Origin of the sequence: Rhizobium changzhiense (genome assembly GCF_013087625.1) — a bacterium.
GTDB classification, from domain to species: Bacteria; Pseudomonadota; Alphaproteobacteria; order Rhizobiales; family Rhizobiaceae; genus Rhizobium; species Rhizobium sophorae.
Genome location: NZ_JABFCQ010000001.1, coordinates 436,924 through 450,350, shown reverse-complemented (window position 1 = coordinate 450,350; position 13,427 = coordinate 436,924). Strand labels below are relative to the sequence as shown.

16 protein-coding genes and 1 pseudogene are annotated in these 13,427 nt (G+C 61.6%); 5 read left to right on the top strand and 12 right to left on the bottom strand.

What is annotated here, in order from left to right:
* Window positions 1-110: 110 nt before the first annotated feature.
* The 7 genes and pseudogenes from otnK to G9X68_RS31720 all read right to left on the bottom strand — a co-directional run bounded on the left by otnK (window position 111) and on the right by G9X68_RS31720 (window position 3,814).
* Window positions 111-1,364, bottom strand: a complete 1,254-nt coding sequence (gene otnK / locus G9X68_RS02235; protein WP_171601105.1) for a 3-oxo-tetronate kinase — start codon at window positions 1,362-1,364, stop codon at window positions 111-113.
* Between the two features lies 1 nt (window position 1,365).
* Window positions 1,366-1,488, bottom strand: a pseudogene (locus G9X68_RS02230) (D-erythronate dehydrogenase); the annotation flags it as partial.
* Window positions 1,489-1,756: 268 nt separating this feature from the next.
* A complete protein-coding gene (locus tag G9X68_RS02225; protein ID WP_171601104.1) occupies window positions 1,757-2,599 on the bottom strand; it encodes a transglutaminase-like domain-containing protein in 843 nt (280 codons plus the stop codon).
* Between the two features lie 27 nt (window positions 2,600-2,626).
* On the bottom strand, window positions 2,627-2,902 hold the full coding sequence (locus G9X68_RS02220; RefSeq protein WP_171601103.1) for a DUF1488 family protein: 276 nt from the start codon (window positions 2,900-2,902) through the stop codon (window positions 2,627-2,629).
* A complete protein-coding gene (locus tag G9X68_RS02215) occupies window positions 2,893-3,222 on the bottom strand; it encodes a hypothetical protein (RefSeq protein ID WP_171601102.1) in 330 nt (109 codons plus the stop codon). The genes G9X68_RS02220 and G9X68_RS02215 overlap by 10 nt, the downstream gene beginning before the upstream one ends.
* Window positions 3,219-3,554 (bottom strand): hypothetical protein, encoded by a 336-nt coding sequence (locus G9X68_RS02210; protein WP_171601101.1) that lies wholly within the window; start codon window positions 3,552-3,554, stop codon window positions 3,219-3,221. Before G9X68_RS02210 ends, G9X68_RS02215 begins: the two co-directional genes overlap by 4 nt.
* Window positions 3,551-3,814 (bottom strand): hypothetical protein, encoded by a 264-nt coding sequence (locus G9X68_RS31720; protein WP_171601100.1) that lies wholly within the window; start codon window positions 3,812-3,814, stop codon window positions 3,551-3,553. The genes G9X68_RS02210 and G9X68_RS31720 overlap by 4 nt, the downstream gene beginning before the upstream one ends.
* 512 nt (window positions 3,815-4,326) lie before the next feature.
* Between G9X68_RS31720 and G9X68_RS02200 the strand changes: the two genes are divergently transcribed.
* The 4 genes from G9X68_RS02200 (at window position 4,327) to G9X68_RS02185 (ending at window position 7,023) form a co-directional block, all read left to right on the top strand.
* A complete protein-coding gene (locus G9X68_RS02200; protein ID WP_171601099.1) occupies window positions 4,327-4,644 on the top strand; it encodes a co-chaperone GroES in 318 nt (105 codons plus the stop codon).
* Between the two features lie 49 nt (window positions 4,645-4,693).
* Window positions 4,694-6,328: a chaperonin GroEL gene (groL, locus tag G9X68_RS02195; RefSeq protein ID WP_171601098.1), complete on the top strand. Its 1,635-nt coding sequence runs from the start codon at window positions 4,694-4,696 to the stop codon at window positions 6,326-6,328.
* Window positions 6,329-6,393: 65 nt separating this feature from the next.
* Window positions 6,394-6,786, top strand: a complete 393-nt coding sequence (locus G9X68_RS02190) for a hypothetical protein (RefSeq protein ID WP_171601097.1) — start codon at window positions 6,394-6,396, stop codon at window positions 6,784-6,786.
* Window positions 6,787-6,852: 66 nt separating this feature from the next.
* The gene (locus G9X68_RS02185; RefSeq protein ID WP_168316731.1) at window positions 6,853-7,023 is read left to right on the top strand and encodes a hypothetical protein; all 171 of its coding nucleotides are present in this window, start codon (window positions 6,853-6,855) and stop codon (window positions 7,021-7,023) included.
* Between the two features lie 93 nt (window positions 7,024-7,116).
* Here G9X68_RS02185 and G9X68_RS02180 read toward each other — a convergent pair whose 3' ends face one another.
* The 3 genes from G9X68_RS02180 to G9X68_RS02170 are packed head-to-tail and all read right to left on the bottom strand — an operon-like array spanning window position 7,117 to window position 10,172.
* Window positions 7,117-8,283, bottom strand: coding sequence for a Gfo/Idh/MocA family protein (locus G9X68_RS02180; RefSeq protein WP_171601096.1), 1,167 nt, complete (start codon window positions 8,281-8,283; stop codon window positions 7,117-7,119).
* Window positions 8,284-8,290: 7 nt separating this feature from the next.
* Window positions 8,291-9,214: a TIM barrel protein gene (locus tag G9X68_RS02175; protein ID WP_171601095.1), complete on the bottom strand. Its 924-nt coding sequence runs from the start codon at window positions 9,212-9,214 to the stop codon at window positions 8,291-8,293.
* A gap of 43 nt (window positions 9,215-9,257) precedes the next feature.
* Window positions 9,258-10,172: a sugar phosphate isomerase/epimerase family protein gene (locus G9X68_RS02170; RefSeq protein WP_168313347.1), complete on the bottom strand. Its 915-nt coding sequence runs from the start codon at window positions 10,170-10,172 to the stop codon at window positions 9,258-9,260.
* A gap of 200 nt (window positions 10,173-10,372) precedes the next feature.
* Here G9X68_RS02170 and G9X68_RS02165 point away from each other — a divergent pair, with 200 nt between their 5' ends.
* Entirely contained in the window at window positions 10,373-11,374 is a 1,002-nt protein-coding gene (locus G9X68_RS02165; protein WP_171601094.1) for a LacI family DNA-binding transcriptional regulator, read from the top strand.
* A gap of 36 nt (window positions 11,375-11,410) precedes the next feature.
* Here G9X68_RS02165 and G9X68_RS02160 read toward each other — a convergent pair whose 3' ends face one another.
* Together G9X68_RS02160 and G9X68_RS02155 are read right to left on the bottom strand one after the other, a co-directional pair.
* Window positions 11,411-12,316 (bottom strand): S1C family serine protease, encoded by a 906-nt coding sequence (locus G9X68_RS02160; protein WP_171601093.1) that lies wholly within the window; start codon window positions 12,314-12,316, stop codon window positions 11,411-11,413.
* A gap of 156 nt (window positions 12,317-12,472) precedes the next feature.
* Entirely contained in the window at window positions 12,473-13,414 is a 942-nt protein-coding gene (locus tag G9X68_RS02155; protein WP_171601092.1) for an AraC family transcriptional regulator, read from the bottom strand.
* Between the last annotated feature and the right edge of the window lie 13 nt (window positions 13,415-13,427).

Genomic DNA, 13,427 nt, shown 5'->3' with positions numbered 1-13,427 from the left:
CCTATCTTCCGCTAATTCCCAAAGGACTGCTCGCACCCAAGATGGCACGATGCCAACATCTTTCAACCGCCGCCCTAAGCGAACGGGCGCATCGTCAGCGGCCTGCGCGCTCATTCATGACCGGCGATCCTGTCCAGCGCCTTGGCAAAAAAGTGTGGTGAGCCGAAATTGCCGCTCTTCAGCGCAAGCCCGAGCGGCCCGGAGCGGTCGGCTACTAGGACCGGCACGCCGGGATCGATTTCCGGCCCGATCATCATGTTTTTGAGACCGAGCGCCTCCACTACCGCGCCGGAGGTTTCTCCGCCGCCGACGACAATCTGCCGCGTGCCGGCATCGGCGAGCCGCCGCGCCAGTCCGCCAAAGAAGGCCTCGATTTTTCCAGCCACGTCCTCGCGCCCGAAACGCTGCTGCACGAAGCTCACCACTTCAGGAGCCGCTGTCGAATAGACGATCGGATTTTCGGCCGCATTCGCCTCCACCCAGCGTGCCGCGCGCTCCACCGACATCGAGCCGCGCATCAGCACCGCCGGATCGATCGCAAACCCCGGATGGTTCTGCAGGTGGCAGGCGACCTGGTTCTGCGAGGTCGTGGAGCAGGAGCCGCAGATCACGACACCGAAACCGTCGACCAGGGGCACTTCGGCCGCAGCGCCTGAGAGCTTGCCCTGGTCGCGGAAATTCTGCGGCAGGCCCTGTGCGATGCCCGAGCCGCCGGTCACCAGCTTGTGGTCGGCGACCGCGGCCGCGATCGTCGTAAGGTCGCCGTCCTCGATGGCGTCGACGACGACCAGGCGGTGGCCGGCGGTGAGTTCGGCGCGCAGGCCGTTGCGCAAGGCCGCAGCGCCCGAGCGCACCACGTCGAGCGCAATGCTGCCGATCTCGCCCTTCGTCTGCTGCTGCAGCCAGCGGCGGATGTCGGGATCGGTCATCGGCGTCAACGGATGGTTCTGCATGCCGGATTCGCTGAGCAGCCGGTCGCCGACGAAGAGATGTCCCATGAAAAGCCGCCGGCCGGTCGCCGGAAAGGCCGGGCAGACGACGGCGACGCCGGTGCCGGTGAGGCGCAGCAGCGCTTCGGCCACCGGGCCGATATTGCCGGTCGGTGTTGAATCGAAGGTCGAGCAATATTTGAAGACGATCTGCTCGCAGCCCTGCTCGAGCAGCCAGCGCGCCGCCTCCAGCGACTGACGCACCGCATCGTCGACCGGCGCCGAGCGCGTCTTCAGTGCGACGACGCCGGCCTCGCAATCCGTCTTGCCGCGGCCGGGGCCGACGAACTGCACGGTCGACATGCCGCCTCTCGCAAGCGTGTTGGCAAGATCGCTGGCGCCGGTGAAATCATCGGCAATCGCCCCAAGCAGCATGTCAGGAAAGCTCCGGCAGGCGGCCTTCGAGCTCGTCCTCGATATGCACGCGAATGATCTCGTCGAAGGATGTTGCGGCTGTAAAGCCGAGCGCCAGCGCCCGGCTCGCATCGAAATTGCCCGGCGCAGCCACCAGCTTGCGGCCGACCATTCCGGCCGCGCCAATGACAAGGATTTTCATCTGAAGCGGCCCTCCACTCGAAGACATCGACGCCGGCTTCCGGCGCGAGTCGCCCCGAACCGGCAATGCCCTAGTTAAGACAAGGCGAGCGACGCTGTCACGTGATTTTGGGGAGGGCGCAGTTCGCTCGGCGCTGCTATGGACCGGGAACGGACGGGCACTCCTGCGACAGCTGCGGCCTGCAGCAGCCTGAGGCTGGACAGGTCTCGCTCTAAACAGCGCCTTCGGCGAGGCCCTGCATGTGCTGCAGGTCCGCCACTTCATAAGTCCAGACTCGAAACGCCTTCAGCACATGCGGTCCAAAGGAATTGATGAGCGGTATGTCGGCGGCGTCGCGCCCGCGTGCGACGATGATACGACCGATCCGCGGCGTGTTGTTGCGCGGATCGAACGTATGCCATGCACCGTCGAGGAAGACCTCGATCCAGGCGCTGAAGTCCATCGGATCAACGACGGGAATACCGATGTCGCCGAGATGGCCATTGATGTATCGGGCAGGAATGTTAAGGCAACGGCACAACGCCACCGCGAGATGCGCAAAGTCGCGACAGACGCCGACACGTTCGTGGAATGCCTCGAAGGCTGTCCGCGTCGATCGTGCCTGCATGTAGTCGAATTGAATGTGGCCGTGAACGAAGTCGCAGATCGCCTGAACGCGGCCCCAGCCGGGTGAGACGGTGCCGAACATATCCCATGCAATTTGACTGAGACGATCCGTCTCGCAATAGCGGCTGCCCATCAGGTAGACGAGGCAATCATCCGGCAATTCCGAAACCGGGACTTCCCTGGCGCCTGGCAGCGACCTGTCCGCCTGGCCGTCGTCTTCGATCGTCGCATCGCCCCATATGGTCAGGTCGCCCGCCGGGGCAACCAGCCGAAGACAGCGGTTGCCGAAGAGGTCGCGATAAGTCGAAGTGGGAACATCAGGGGTGGTGAAGACCGTTTCCGGAATTCTGATGTCGGCCGCACGATCCTCATGCACCGACAACAGACATACCAATGCGGTCGGCTGTGGGCAGGTCAGCGTGATTTCATAGCCGTAACGGATCAACATGGAGCGTTCTCGCGCGTCCGGATCCGTCTAGCGGAAGTCCGCCGCAGTTAGAGTATAGAAGGCGCGGCGGCGGTAGGAATAGGCTTTGTGTGCCACGTCCTGAATGGAGTTGCGCAGGGCGTCGAACGACGAAAGCCACCTCGTTTCCGAAGGCTCGGTTCTTTGCAATGCGGTGTCGGATTTCGCCAGAGCGCCAACCTCGATGAAGAACAACACCTGAAACATGCCGTCATGGCCGACGAAGCGCACAGCATTTCTCGCTGCATCGAAGCTGCGGCTTTGGTTCAGGAAGGCTAGCGCCATGGTTGAACCGGCGGGGTCTGACGAGCACTCCGGGCGGCGTCCGACAGCCTGAGCCATTCCTTCCGGTATCCTATGTTGAGAAGATTGAAGGACATCATGTCTTTCCCGGCCTGCGAACGGCTCTTGCCGATCACGGCATGATCGGCGCGCACTGGAAGGTTTGCTGATACACGATAGACGGTCGACGAACGGGCGGATTCGATCCGGCGGTCGTGTTCGATCTCCATGGAGTAGCGGCCGGAAGCGCCACATTTGTTTTCCCACGTGCCGACGGCAAAGGCATTCCGTCTTCGTTCGGCTTCGTCTTCATGGCTGTTCACGATGTCAACCTTTCGTCATTCGGGCCGTGGCCATGGCCAAACGTCCTCTCGATCAGTGTTGCGCCGCCGCCGGCGGGCGATAGGTTTACCAGTTCCAGACTGTCTTCCGTCGCGACCCGCTCATGACGTTCATCGTCACTGCGGATGCGGTATTGCAGCATATTTCCTCTCAGAGGCAGCGTGGCGGTAATGCGGTATGTGTCGGGGAGCTTGGAGGGAACGACCAAGAACCCGTCCTTCACCCGGACAGTCTGCCCCACCTTGAAGATATGTGTTGCTGCCTCGCGCCGGATTGAGCGTCCATTGCGTTGCGGGATGCGCGTAGCGGTCATGACGGTTTGTGGTCCTTTTCGAGCGCGGTTTCGAGATCTGACAGGTGGATGGGCATCATCTGCTGCGTCGAACTCCGGGCGGCGATCGCCGGCAGGTGGATGAACGCGCCGACCCGTCGCCAGGCAAGCCTGGAAACGCTATCGATCAATTCCTCGTCATAATCGACGCGGTATTCTCCGGCTGGCCGCGCCCCGTCGAAACCGGGCAGGCGGAATGGGGATGAAAAGCGAACGACGGTTTGTGTGGTGCGACTTGTCACGGTTGAGGCCTCCGCAGGAAGACACCGATGCGTTTCCTGTATCGTTGAGATCCGAACCGGACGAACTCGAGGCTGCCGGTACATCCGCGGTCAGCGCCAAGCTCATTCCGGATCGGAATAGGCGAAATCAACGCCGGAACGACGTCATAGATCGCTATCGAGAATTCAGTGGTGATGGCGGGTCGTAGGTCTCTGACACCGCGAAGCCAAGTCGGCCAAATCGACGAGGCCTATCATTGCGCCTCGATTGAGTTTAAATCAAGATAAATTCTGATTTATCTATGAAAAACGCGAAATTAACTCTTCGTTCACGCAAATAAAATGGAACGCGACGGCGCAAAAAGTTCTATCAATTTCCTGATTGTTGCAAAAAATCCGGTCGGATTGATTTCCTGAATATCTCAAAAAATTTCCTCCGCGAAGAATATTTCTTAGCACTCCTATCAATCGAGTGCCACGAGTGCTATTTATGAGTTGCAGCCGCCATACGCGCCGGCAGCAGAAAGACCTCTATGAAATTCCGTTCACTTCACGACCGCGTCGTCATTCGACGTGCGGAAGGCGATGTCAAATCCAAGGGCGGGATCATCATTCCAGACACCGCCAAGGAGAAGCCGCAGCAAGGCGAAGTGGTGGCAGTCGGCCCGGGCCTACCCGACAAAAGCGGCAATCTCAACCCGCTTGATGTCGAGGTCGGCGATCTCATTCTGTTTGGAAAATGGTCGGGGAGCGAGGTCACGATCGATGGCGAAACCCTTCTGATCATGAAGGAGACCGACATCATGGGCATCGTCGAAAAGACCGAAGCGGCCGCCGGCAAAGCCGCCTGAGGGTCGAATTTGTGACCCGCAACTCAAGACCGAACTGGGAAGAAATATCATGTCTGCCAAGGAAATCAGGTTCTCCACCGACGCGCGCGACCGCCTGCTGCGCGGCGTCGAATTGCTCAACAATGCCGTCAAGGTGACGCTTGGCCCGAAGGGTCGCAACGTCGTCATCGACAAGGCCTATGGCGCACCGCGCATTACCAAGGACGGCGTCAGCGTCGCCAAGGAGATCGAGCTCGAAGACAAGTTCGAAAACATGGGCGCGCAAATGGTGCGCGAGGTGGCTTCGAAGACCAATGACCTTGCCGGCGACGGCACGACGACGGCAACGGTGCTCGCCGCCTCCATCTTCCGCGAAGGCGCAAAGCTCGTCGCTGCCGGCATGAACCCGATGGATCTGAGGCGCGGCATCGATCTCGCCGTTATCGCCGTCGTCAAGGAAATCAAGGCGAGGGCGATGAAGGTCAAGTCATCAGGCGAGATCGCGCAGGTCGGCACCATTGCCGCCAATGGCGACGCCGCCATCGGCGAGATGATCGCCAGTGCGATGGACAAGGTCGGCAATGAGGGCGTCATAACAGTCGAAGAGGCGCGAACCGCCGAGACCGAACTCGATGTCGTCGAGGGCATGCAGTTCGATCGTGGCTATCTCTCGCCCTATTTCGTCACCAATGCCGAGAAGATGCTCGTGGAACTGGAGGAACCCTATATCCTCGTTCACGAGAAGAAACTCGGCAGCCTGCAGGCGATGCTGCCGATCCTGGAAGCCGTCGTACAGACCGGCAAACCGCTGCTCCTCATCTCGGAGGACGTTGAAGGCGAGGCGCTGGCGACGCTTGTCGTCAACAAGCTGCGCGGCGGCCTGAAGGTCGCAGCCGTCAAGGCACCGGGCTTCGGCGATCGCCGCAAGGCGATGCTCGAAGACATTGCCGTGCTCACGGCCGGCCAGATGATTTCCGAGGATCTCGGCATCAAGCTCGAGAACGTCACGCTCGATATGCTCGGCCACGCCAAGCGCGTGCTGATCGACAAGGAAAGCACCACGATCATCGACGGCTCCGGCGACAAAGCGGCCATCCAGGCGCGCATCCAGCAGATCAAGGCGCAGATCGAGGACACCACCTCCGACTACGACAAGGAAAAACTGCAGGAACGCCTGGCGAAACTCGCCGGCGGCGTCGCGGTCATCCGCGTCGGTGGCGCGACCGAGACGGAGGTCAAGGAAAAGAAGGACCGCATCGACGATGCGCTGAATGCCACCCGTGCGGCGGTCGAAGAGGGCATCGTGCCCGGCGGCGGCGTGGCACTGTTGCGCGCCAAGTCGGCGCTCATGGGCCTGACCGGGGAGAACGCCGACGTGACGGCGGGCATCTCGATCGTGCTGAGGGCGCTCGAAGCCCCGATCCGGCAGATCGCCGACAATGCCGGGTTCGAAGGCTCCATCGTCGTCGGCAAACTCGCCGACAGCAATGATCACAATCAGGGCTTCGACGCACAGACGGAGACCTATGTCGATATGATCGAGGCCGGCATCGTCGATCCTGCCAAGGTCGTGCGCACCGCTCTGCAGGACGCTGGTTCGATCGCGGCGCTGCTGATCACCGCCGAGGTGATGATCGCCGACATTCCCGCGAAAGATTCTGCGCCTGCGGCCGGAAATGGCGGCATGGGCGCTATGGGATACTGAGGCCAGCTTGACCGGTCCGGCGTCGCCGGACGGCACAACCCGAATAACAGACAGGGAGAATTCCAATGTCCGTACAGAGCAGCAACAAGACATCGATCACCCAGCGTTTCGACAGCTACCAGCCATCCAAGACGCTTCTCGTCTGGGCCTGCGTCGTCACGGCGATCGCCACGATGATTATCGGATTCAGCTGGGGAGGTTGGGTAACAGGCGGCACGTCAAGCAAAGCGGCAGCCGCCGCCGGCGACACCGCACGCGGAGAACTGGCGTCGGCCATTTGCGTCGAGCGGTTCAATGCGGCGCCGGATGCGAGCGCTAAACTGATCGAGTTCAAGGCGATTACCGAAGGCTACAAGCAGCGTCAGTTCGTCGAGGCCGGCGGTTGGGCGACCATGCCTGGGCAGACCTCACCCGACAGCCGAAGTGTTCAGGCCTGCGCCACCGCGCTTGCCGTCTGACAGCATTTTCCAGAGCGCTCCGATATGTGTGCGGAGCGCTTCCACTCTCAAAGCAGGAAATGACCAATGATCCGTTTTGTGAAAAAAAGCGACCCGCAGCCACCCGCAGACGGCGCTGGCGACAACCGCTTCCAGAAAATCCGCGAAGCAGCTGCCGACGAGCATAAAAAGGCCGCCAACGACAGCACGCGTCGCCGCCCGCCGCAGGCAACGGAAGATGACGATCCGCTTATCTGAGAGGGCACGGAAAGGCCGTCCTTGAACTCCAGCGCAGCTGTGTAAAGCCGGCATATGGCGCTAGACAGGGACGCACCAGGGCTCCTTGAAGACCTAGCGATAATCCAGCCAGATCCCGCCAGCATCGGCGGAACGCACGCAGTTTTCCACCCAGCGCACCCCTTCCAGTCCGGCATCGACATCGGGAAAGACGAGCTCTTCGATCCCCGCAGGGGCGAGGCCGCGCTCTCTGTTGATGGCAAAGCCGAAGCGGCGATAGAGGTTCGCCCAGGCTTCGAAGAGACCTTCCGGGTGGCCGCCGCCGATCCGGTCGTCGATCCTGGCCTCGGGATAGAGATAGTCCATGCCACGCTCGAGAATACGGGCCGGTTCGCCCTGGATCTCGTAAGACAGCTGGTTCGGCCGCTCGTCCCACCATTCGATACTGGCCTTCGAGCCGACGATGCGGATCGTCTGGCCGTGCATGGAGCCGGCATTGACGGCGCTCGACCAGATGGTAGCGATTGCGCCATTATCATATTCCATCAGGGTCACCGCATTGTCTTCGAGCGGCGCTCGGCTTTTGACGAAGCTCTGGCGGGTGCAGAGCAGACGCCTGATCTTCAGGTGCGGCAGGATGACCTTGGCGATATAAAGCGGGTGGGTCCCGACGTCGCCGAGGACATAGCTGGGGCCTGCGAATTTCGGATCGACGCGCCAGCGCGTCGAGGGGTTCTGCTCCTCCACCGCAGCACTATGGAAGCCATGGGCGAATTGCAGATTGACGATGCGGATCTCGCCGAGATCGCCATTCCTGACCATGGCGCGCGCTTGCTCGATCATCTGATGGCCGGCATAACCATAAGTCACGCCGACGATGCGGCTGCGCGCCTCAGAAAGCGCCTTCAGCTCTTCGGCCTCGACGGTCGTGAAGCAGAGCGGCTTTTCGCAGATCACATGCAGATCATGTTCGAGTGCTGCCTTGCAGATCGCGAAATGGGTATTGTTGGGTGTTGCGACCGACACCGCCTCGATGCCGTCAGCCCGCCCGGATTCTGCCGCAAACATCGCCGTATAGTCCCGGTAGCTCCTGGCTTCGTCGAGCCCGAGATCGAGGCCGAAGGCGCGGCCGCGTTCCGGATCGATATCGAAGGCACCCGCCGCAAGGGCAAAAACCTCGTCGCGATGCGCTGCCGAGCGATGAATATAGCCGATCTGGCTGCCTTTGCCGCCGCCGACCATGCCCCAGCGGATCGGCTTTCGCCTGTCATTCGTCATCATCTTTTCCCTAAAAACCAACCGACCTGAGGTAATCGCGGCTTTGCTTCACATCTTCGAGGCTGCCGGCGACATTCCTCGGATCGCGCTCCTGCTCGACGGTGATGAAGCCGTGATAGCCGATCTCCTCGAGCGTCCGCTTGACGGCGGGATAATCGATGACGCCGCGGCCGATCGGGCACATCACGCCCTGTCCGCAGGCCTCGAAGAAGCGGATCCTTTCGCCGAGCACGCGGTCGAAGACGGCTTGGTCGATATCCTTGAAATGGACGTAGTCGAGCCTGTCGGCATAGCGGCGCAACGTCTCCACCGGGTCCATGCCGGCATAATATGTGTGGCCGGTGTCGAGGCAGAAGCCCGCGACCGCCTGCGGAATGTCTCCTGCCACCCGCTCGATCTCATCGGCGAATTCGATATAGCCGCCCGCATGCGGGTGGATGACGGCGCGCACGCCATATTTGCGATGAGCGAGTTCGGCGATCGCCGTGATATTGGCGATCATCCCGGCCCAGGCCTTGTCGTCGAGACGCGGCGCGCGATCGGAATGTCCGGCGGCATAGTCCCGTTCGTCATGGCCCCAGTCCATGACTGTGAGATAGGGCGTCCTGAACCGCTGGCCCGCCACCTGTGCTGGCTGCGGCAGCCGAATGATGACGGCGCAGATTTCGTCGGTCTGCCGCAGCAATGTCTCCCGATTTTCAGGAGAGACGAGATCGTCGAAGATCGTGCCGGCGACGATGAAGAGATTGCGCTCGGTGAGCGCATTTGCGACGAGCCCATCATCGAGCGGCACGTATCCATAAGGCCCGAGTTCGAGACCGCCATAGCCGGCCGCTGCCGCCTCGTCGAAGACGCGTTGCCAAGCGGGAAGGTTTGGATTGTTGACGTCGTCCACGCCCCAGCAGCAGGGGGCTGTCGTAATTGTGATGGTCACGGTTTCATTCCTGATAATGCTGTGCCGGGGCGGATGTTGACGATCAGCCAAGTTTGCCGGGCCAGTATTTTTCGACATATTTCTGGATTTCAGCGCGCATGAAGCGGCCGGAATCGTCGGCACGCTCCTCCCAGCCGAAGACGCAGGCGGTGATGATGCCGTCGAACCCGACCGCGGCGAGCGAGGAGAAGAAGACATCCCAATTGATCTCGCCCTGGTACATATCCATGTGCTGATGGATGGTGACCTTCGCGCCCGGCGGATTGATGATGTAGCGCAGCCCTGACGACGCCTTGTGATTATAGGTATCGGCCACATGCACATGGGCGATCAGCGGGCCGGCATCGCGGATCATCCGCGCCATATCGTCACCGAAATAGAAGGTATGCGGCGCGCAATAGAGGAATTTGACGTTCTTCGAGCCGATGGTCTTCAGCATGTCGATCGCCGGATGCAGCGTTTCGCACCAGTCTTCCGGATGCGGTTCCATGTTGAGCGTGACGCCCTCGCGCTCGAACACCGGAACGAGCTCTTCTATCGAGCGCCACCAGGCAGCCTCACTATGCTCATGGGTATGCATGCCGCCGCAGCAACTGGCGCGGTGGCTGCGATCCGGCGACGGCCCGCGGCCGAATTCCGAGTTCATCGTATCGCAGCCCATTTCGGCCGCGATCGCGATTGCTTCCTTCCAGTAGCGCACTGCGGCCTGCCGTTCGTCCTCATGCGGGCTCGCCCAGCGATACATCGGCAGGATCGAGGCGAGCTGGACGCCGTGATCCTTCAGGGCCGCCTTGAATTCTGCGATGCGTTCCTTGTGTGCCCGCGGGCGCACCCACCAAGGCAGAAAATCGTCACGCGGTGAAAGCTCGATATGCTCATAGCCGAGCTCCGCCGCCTTGCGGCAGAGGTCGCGCAGATTGAGGTGGCGGTGCATATGCGGGTCGAGTGCGATCTTCATCTGGCTCCTCCGTCATCCCCCGGCCGCCGGCGAATGATCCTTGATCTCGGTTGTTTCGACGTCCGGTGCTCCTCCCGGATTGCTGGCACGATACGGCTGCGGCGCCCCGATGCTCCAATGCTTCCTTGATCAAATTTGATCATTGACCTCAGAGCAGGCCGATGCTCTGCTGTGTCAGGTTTTGGGAGTGGGTGAGCCTGATGAAGGTGACTTTGAAGGATGTCGCAAGCCAAGCCGGCGTTGGCACCGCGACCGTCGAGCGTGTCCTTAACGGCCGCGGCGGCGTGCGACCGGAGACGGCGGAGAAAGTCTTCCTGGCGGCAAGACGGCTTGAATACCGGCAAAGCCTGCCGGTCGTCCATCGCGGCCTGATCCGCATAGAGGTGATCCTGGTTCGCCCGGAGACCAGCTTCTATTCGCGTCTGAACCGGGCGTTCGAGCGCATCGCCGCCTCGCTCGACGACAGCATTGTCGTTCACCGCACCTTCGTCCGCGAGAACGAGCCGGCGCAATTCGCCCGCTATATCGCCAATCCGACAGCGCGCCGGTCGGCGCTGATCGTGGTTGCGCCCGACCATGCCGATGTCGTCACCAGTGTGCGCAAGGCCGCCGGCCTCGGCATTCCCGTCGTTCAGATCATGACCCGTCCGGCCCCCGAACTGCCCTATGTCGGCATCGACAACTATGCTGCCGGACGCACCGCGGCTCACTACATGTCGGGCATGCTGGCGCAGCGCCCCGGTTCGTTCGTCGCTCTCTGCCACAGCGGCGCCTATGAGAACCATAAGGAGCGGATCCGCGGCTTCTCCAGCTATCTCTCGGAGAATGGTTCAAACGAACATCGTTTCATCGAGGTCATGTTCGATCTCGATGACGAGCACAATGCAATGGAACTGCTGCAAGCGGCCCTCCGGCGGGAGCCCGGCATCATCGGCGTCTATAGTGCCGGCGGCGACAACAAGGGTGTTGCCAGGGTGCTCGAGGCCAATAAGGCTCGGCGGCCCTTCTGGGTTGGCCACGAATTGACCGAGCAGACGCAGGACTATCTCCGCCGCGGCATCATGTCGATCGTGCTCGACCAGGCGCCGGAGGTCCAGGCGAGACGTTCGATAGACCTTGCCCTGAACAGGCTGGGTCTCATCGAGGTGGAGGTCAGCGCCGAGCCGGTGCGCTTCCTGACGACCACGCGGGAAAATCTTTGAGTGGGATGCAATAGGCGTTTTGAGGCGCCGGCGGCCCTACTGCAGCTGCGGCTTTCTGAGAAAGCTGTTGCGGTCGGCGGATTTGATGCGCAGCCAGGCTTCCCGGCCGTTCCTGAGGATCCGCATGGGGATTTCGGCGCCGGCGGGACCGCTGCTCCAGACCTTACGGTAGAAATCGGCCAGGCCGTCGACCTCTTCGTCGCGGATCTCCGAAATGATATCGCCCTGACGCAGGCCAGCCTGGGCGGCCGGACCGCCTTCGGCCACGCTCATGACCACCACGCCGCCATTGCTCTCGGCGGAGAAGGCGCCGAGCCAGGGCCGCGGTGGCTTGTTGACCTGGCCGCGGTTCAAGAGATCGTCGAGGATGGGCGGCAAAAGGTCGATCGGCACGACCATGTTGATATCGGCAACCTCGTCGCCATGGCTCATCTGCAGGCGAAGCGAACCGATACCGAGAAGCTTGCCGTCCGAACCGATCAGCGCCGCACCACCCCATGAGGGGTGGGCCGGTGCCGTGAAAATAGCCTCGTCCAGCAGATATTCCCAATAGCCGGCAAATTCCTGCCGGGCGACGATATTTGCCTCGACAAATTCGCCGATGCCATCGGCAAGCACGACGGGATCGCCGGGCTTGGCCGTGGCCGCATCGCCGAGATCCACCGCCGGGGCATTCAAGGCCCCGAGCGCCTGGACCAGGCCGAAGCCGCTTTCCTGATCATAGGCAAGCGCATGCGCGGGAACCACACGCCCGTCATGGGTCGTCAGCCAGACCTCTTCGGCCTCGGTGATGAGATAACCGATGGTCAGCACCAGCCCATTGTCGCGAATGACCACGCCGCTGCCTTCCCGGACAGTGCCCAGCGTCTCCGCCGTGAAGGCATCTTCCGGAATGGAGGAACGGACGGCCACGACTGACCGCAAGATCGGATCGATATTCATGCTTTCATCCCGATGGGCGCCGACGCGAAAGGCCGAAAGCCGGCGCATTCTTCCTTGAATAGGTAAGAGAATGGACGGCGGGTGCAAGACCGTATCGGAGGGAATTTCGGCAGGCCAACGCGCGACCTCCCTCCGATGCCTGCACCAATCAAGGTTTCACTGAGCGCCGAGCCTATCTCGCATGGCACCGGGCGGCTGAGCGCGACCATATTGCCGCGGCGAGCATCCCATCACTCTCTTGAAAGCGGTGCTGAATGCGCTTTCGGATTCATAACCAAGCGACAGAGCGACACCGGCAATTGCTTCGGCCGAGTTTGTCAATCGGTCACCTGCGAGGAGCATGCGCCAGCGCGTCAGATAATCCATCGGCGCAAGCCCGACCTTTTCCTTGAAGTGGAGAGCAAAACTGGACCGGGACATCGAGGCCCGTTCAGCCAGCGACTGCAGCGTCCACTTGCGGGCTGGATCGGCATGCAGGGCACCGATAGCCGCACCGATCCGCCGGTCGGTAAGCGCGAAAAGCCAGCCGACGCCGCGCGCATTCGGCGATGCGATATGGAGGCGCAACACCTGCATGAGCATGACATGAGCAAAATGCTCCGCCATCAGAAAGCCACCCGGCTGCTGGTCGCGCAGTTCGCGCGTCATCCGATCGAGACACCAGCGCAGCACGGCGGCGTGATCGGAATCCCTCTTCACATGGACGATCGGCGGCAGGATTCCGAGAAGGATGTCGGAATTTCCTCCCGAAAAGGAAAAACGGCTGCCGATCAGGAAGAAATCGCCGCCGCCGTTGCAAGTCGCAATGCCGTCGCGGGCGATCGAATAGATCGCGTCGGACGGGATCGCTTCGAGCGCCGGATCGCTGGCGAGACGAAAGGCTCGGCGGCGCGTCAGCAGAAAGCAGTCGTTTTCCTCCAGGCGGACAGCTTCGGGGACGCCATCGACGCTCAGCCAGCACGCGCCTGAAATCACGGCGTTGAACTTGATGCCATCCGGGGGCGGAAAATCGATCGCCCAAGCGCCGCCAGCGTCAAGCCCCGCGGAAACATAGCTGCGCGGTTTGAGCAATGCGAGAACATCGGATAACGGATCCATGTAAAAATCCGGA

Bases quoted from the DNA above. Each gene is read 5' to 3' on its own strand.
- otnK (WP_171601105.1), bottom strand. From the start codon at position 1,364: ATGCTGCTTGGGGCGATTGCCGATGATTTCACCGGCGCCAGCGATCTT.
- G9X68_RS02225 (WP_171601104.1), bottom strand. From the start codon at position 2,599: ATGTTGATCCGTTACGGCTATGAAATCACGCTGACCTGCCCACAGCCG.
- G9X68_RS02220 (WP_171601103.1), bottom strand. From the start codon at position 2,902: ATGGCGCTAGCCTTCCTGAACCAAAGCCGCAGCTTCGATGCAGCGAGA.
- G9X68_RS02210 (WP_171601101.1), bottom strand. From the start codon at position 3,554: ATGACCGCTACGCGCATCCCGCAACGCAATGGACGCTCAATCCGGCGC.
- G9X68_RS02200 (WP_171601099.1), top strand. From the start codon at position 4,327: ATGAAATTCCGTTCACTTCACGACCGCGTCGTCATTCGACGTGCGGAA.
- groL (WP_171601098.1), top strand. From the start codon at position 4,694: ATGTCTGCCAAGGAAATCAGGTTCTCCACCGACGCGCGCGACCGCCTG.
- G9X68_RS02190 (WP_171601097.1), top strand. From the start codon at position 6,394: ATGTCCGTACAGAGCAGCAACAAGACATCGATCACCCAGCGTTTCGAC.
- G9X68_RS02185 (WP_168316731.1), top strand. From the start codon at position 6,853: ATGATCCGTTTTGTGAAAAAAAGCGACCCGCAGCCACCCGCAGACGGC.
- G9X68_RS02180 (WP_171601096.1), bottom strand. From the start codon at position 8,283: ATGATGACGAATGACAGGCGAAAGCCGATCCGCTGGGGCATGGTCGGC.
- G9X68_RS02170 (WP_168313347.1), bottom strand. From the start codon at position 10,172: ATGAAGATCGCACTCGACCCGCATATGCACCGCCACCTCAATCTGCGC.
- G9X68_RS02165 (WP_171601094.1), top strand. From the start codon at position 10,373: ATGAAGGTGACTTTGAAGGATGTCGCAAGCCAAGCCGGCGTTGGCACC.
- G9X68_RS02160 (WP_171601093.1), bottom strand. From the start codon at position 12,316: ATGAATATCGATCCGATCTTGCGGTCAGTCGTGGCCGTCCGTTCCTCC.
- G9X68_RS02155 (WP_171601092.1), bottom strand. From the start codon at position 13,414: ATGGATCCGTTATCCGATGTTCTCGCATTGCTCAAACCGCGCAGCTAT.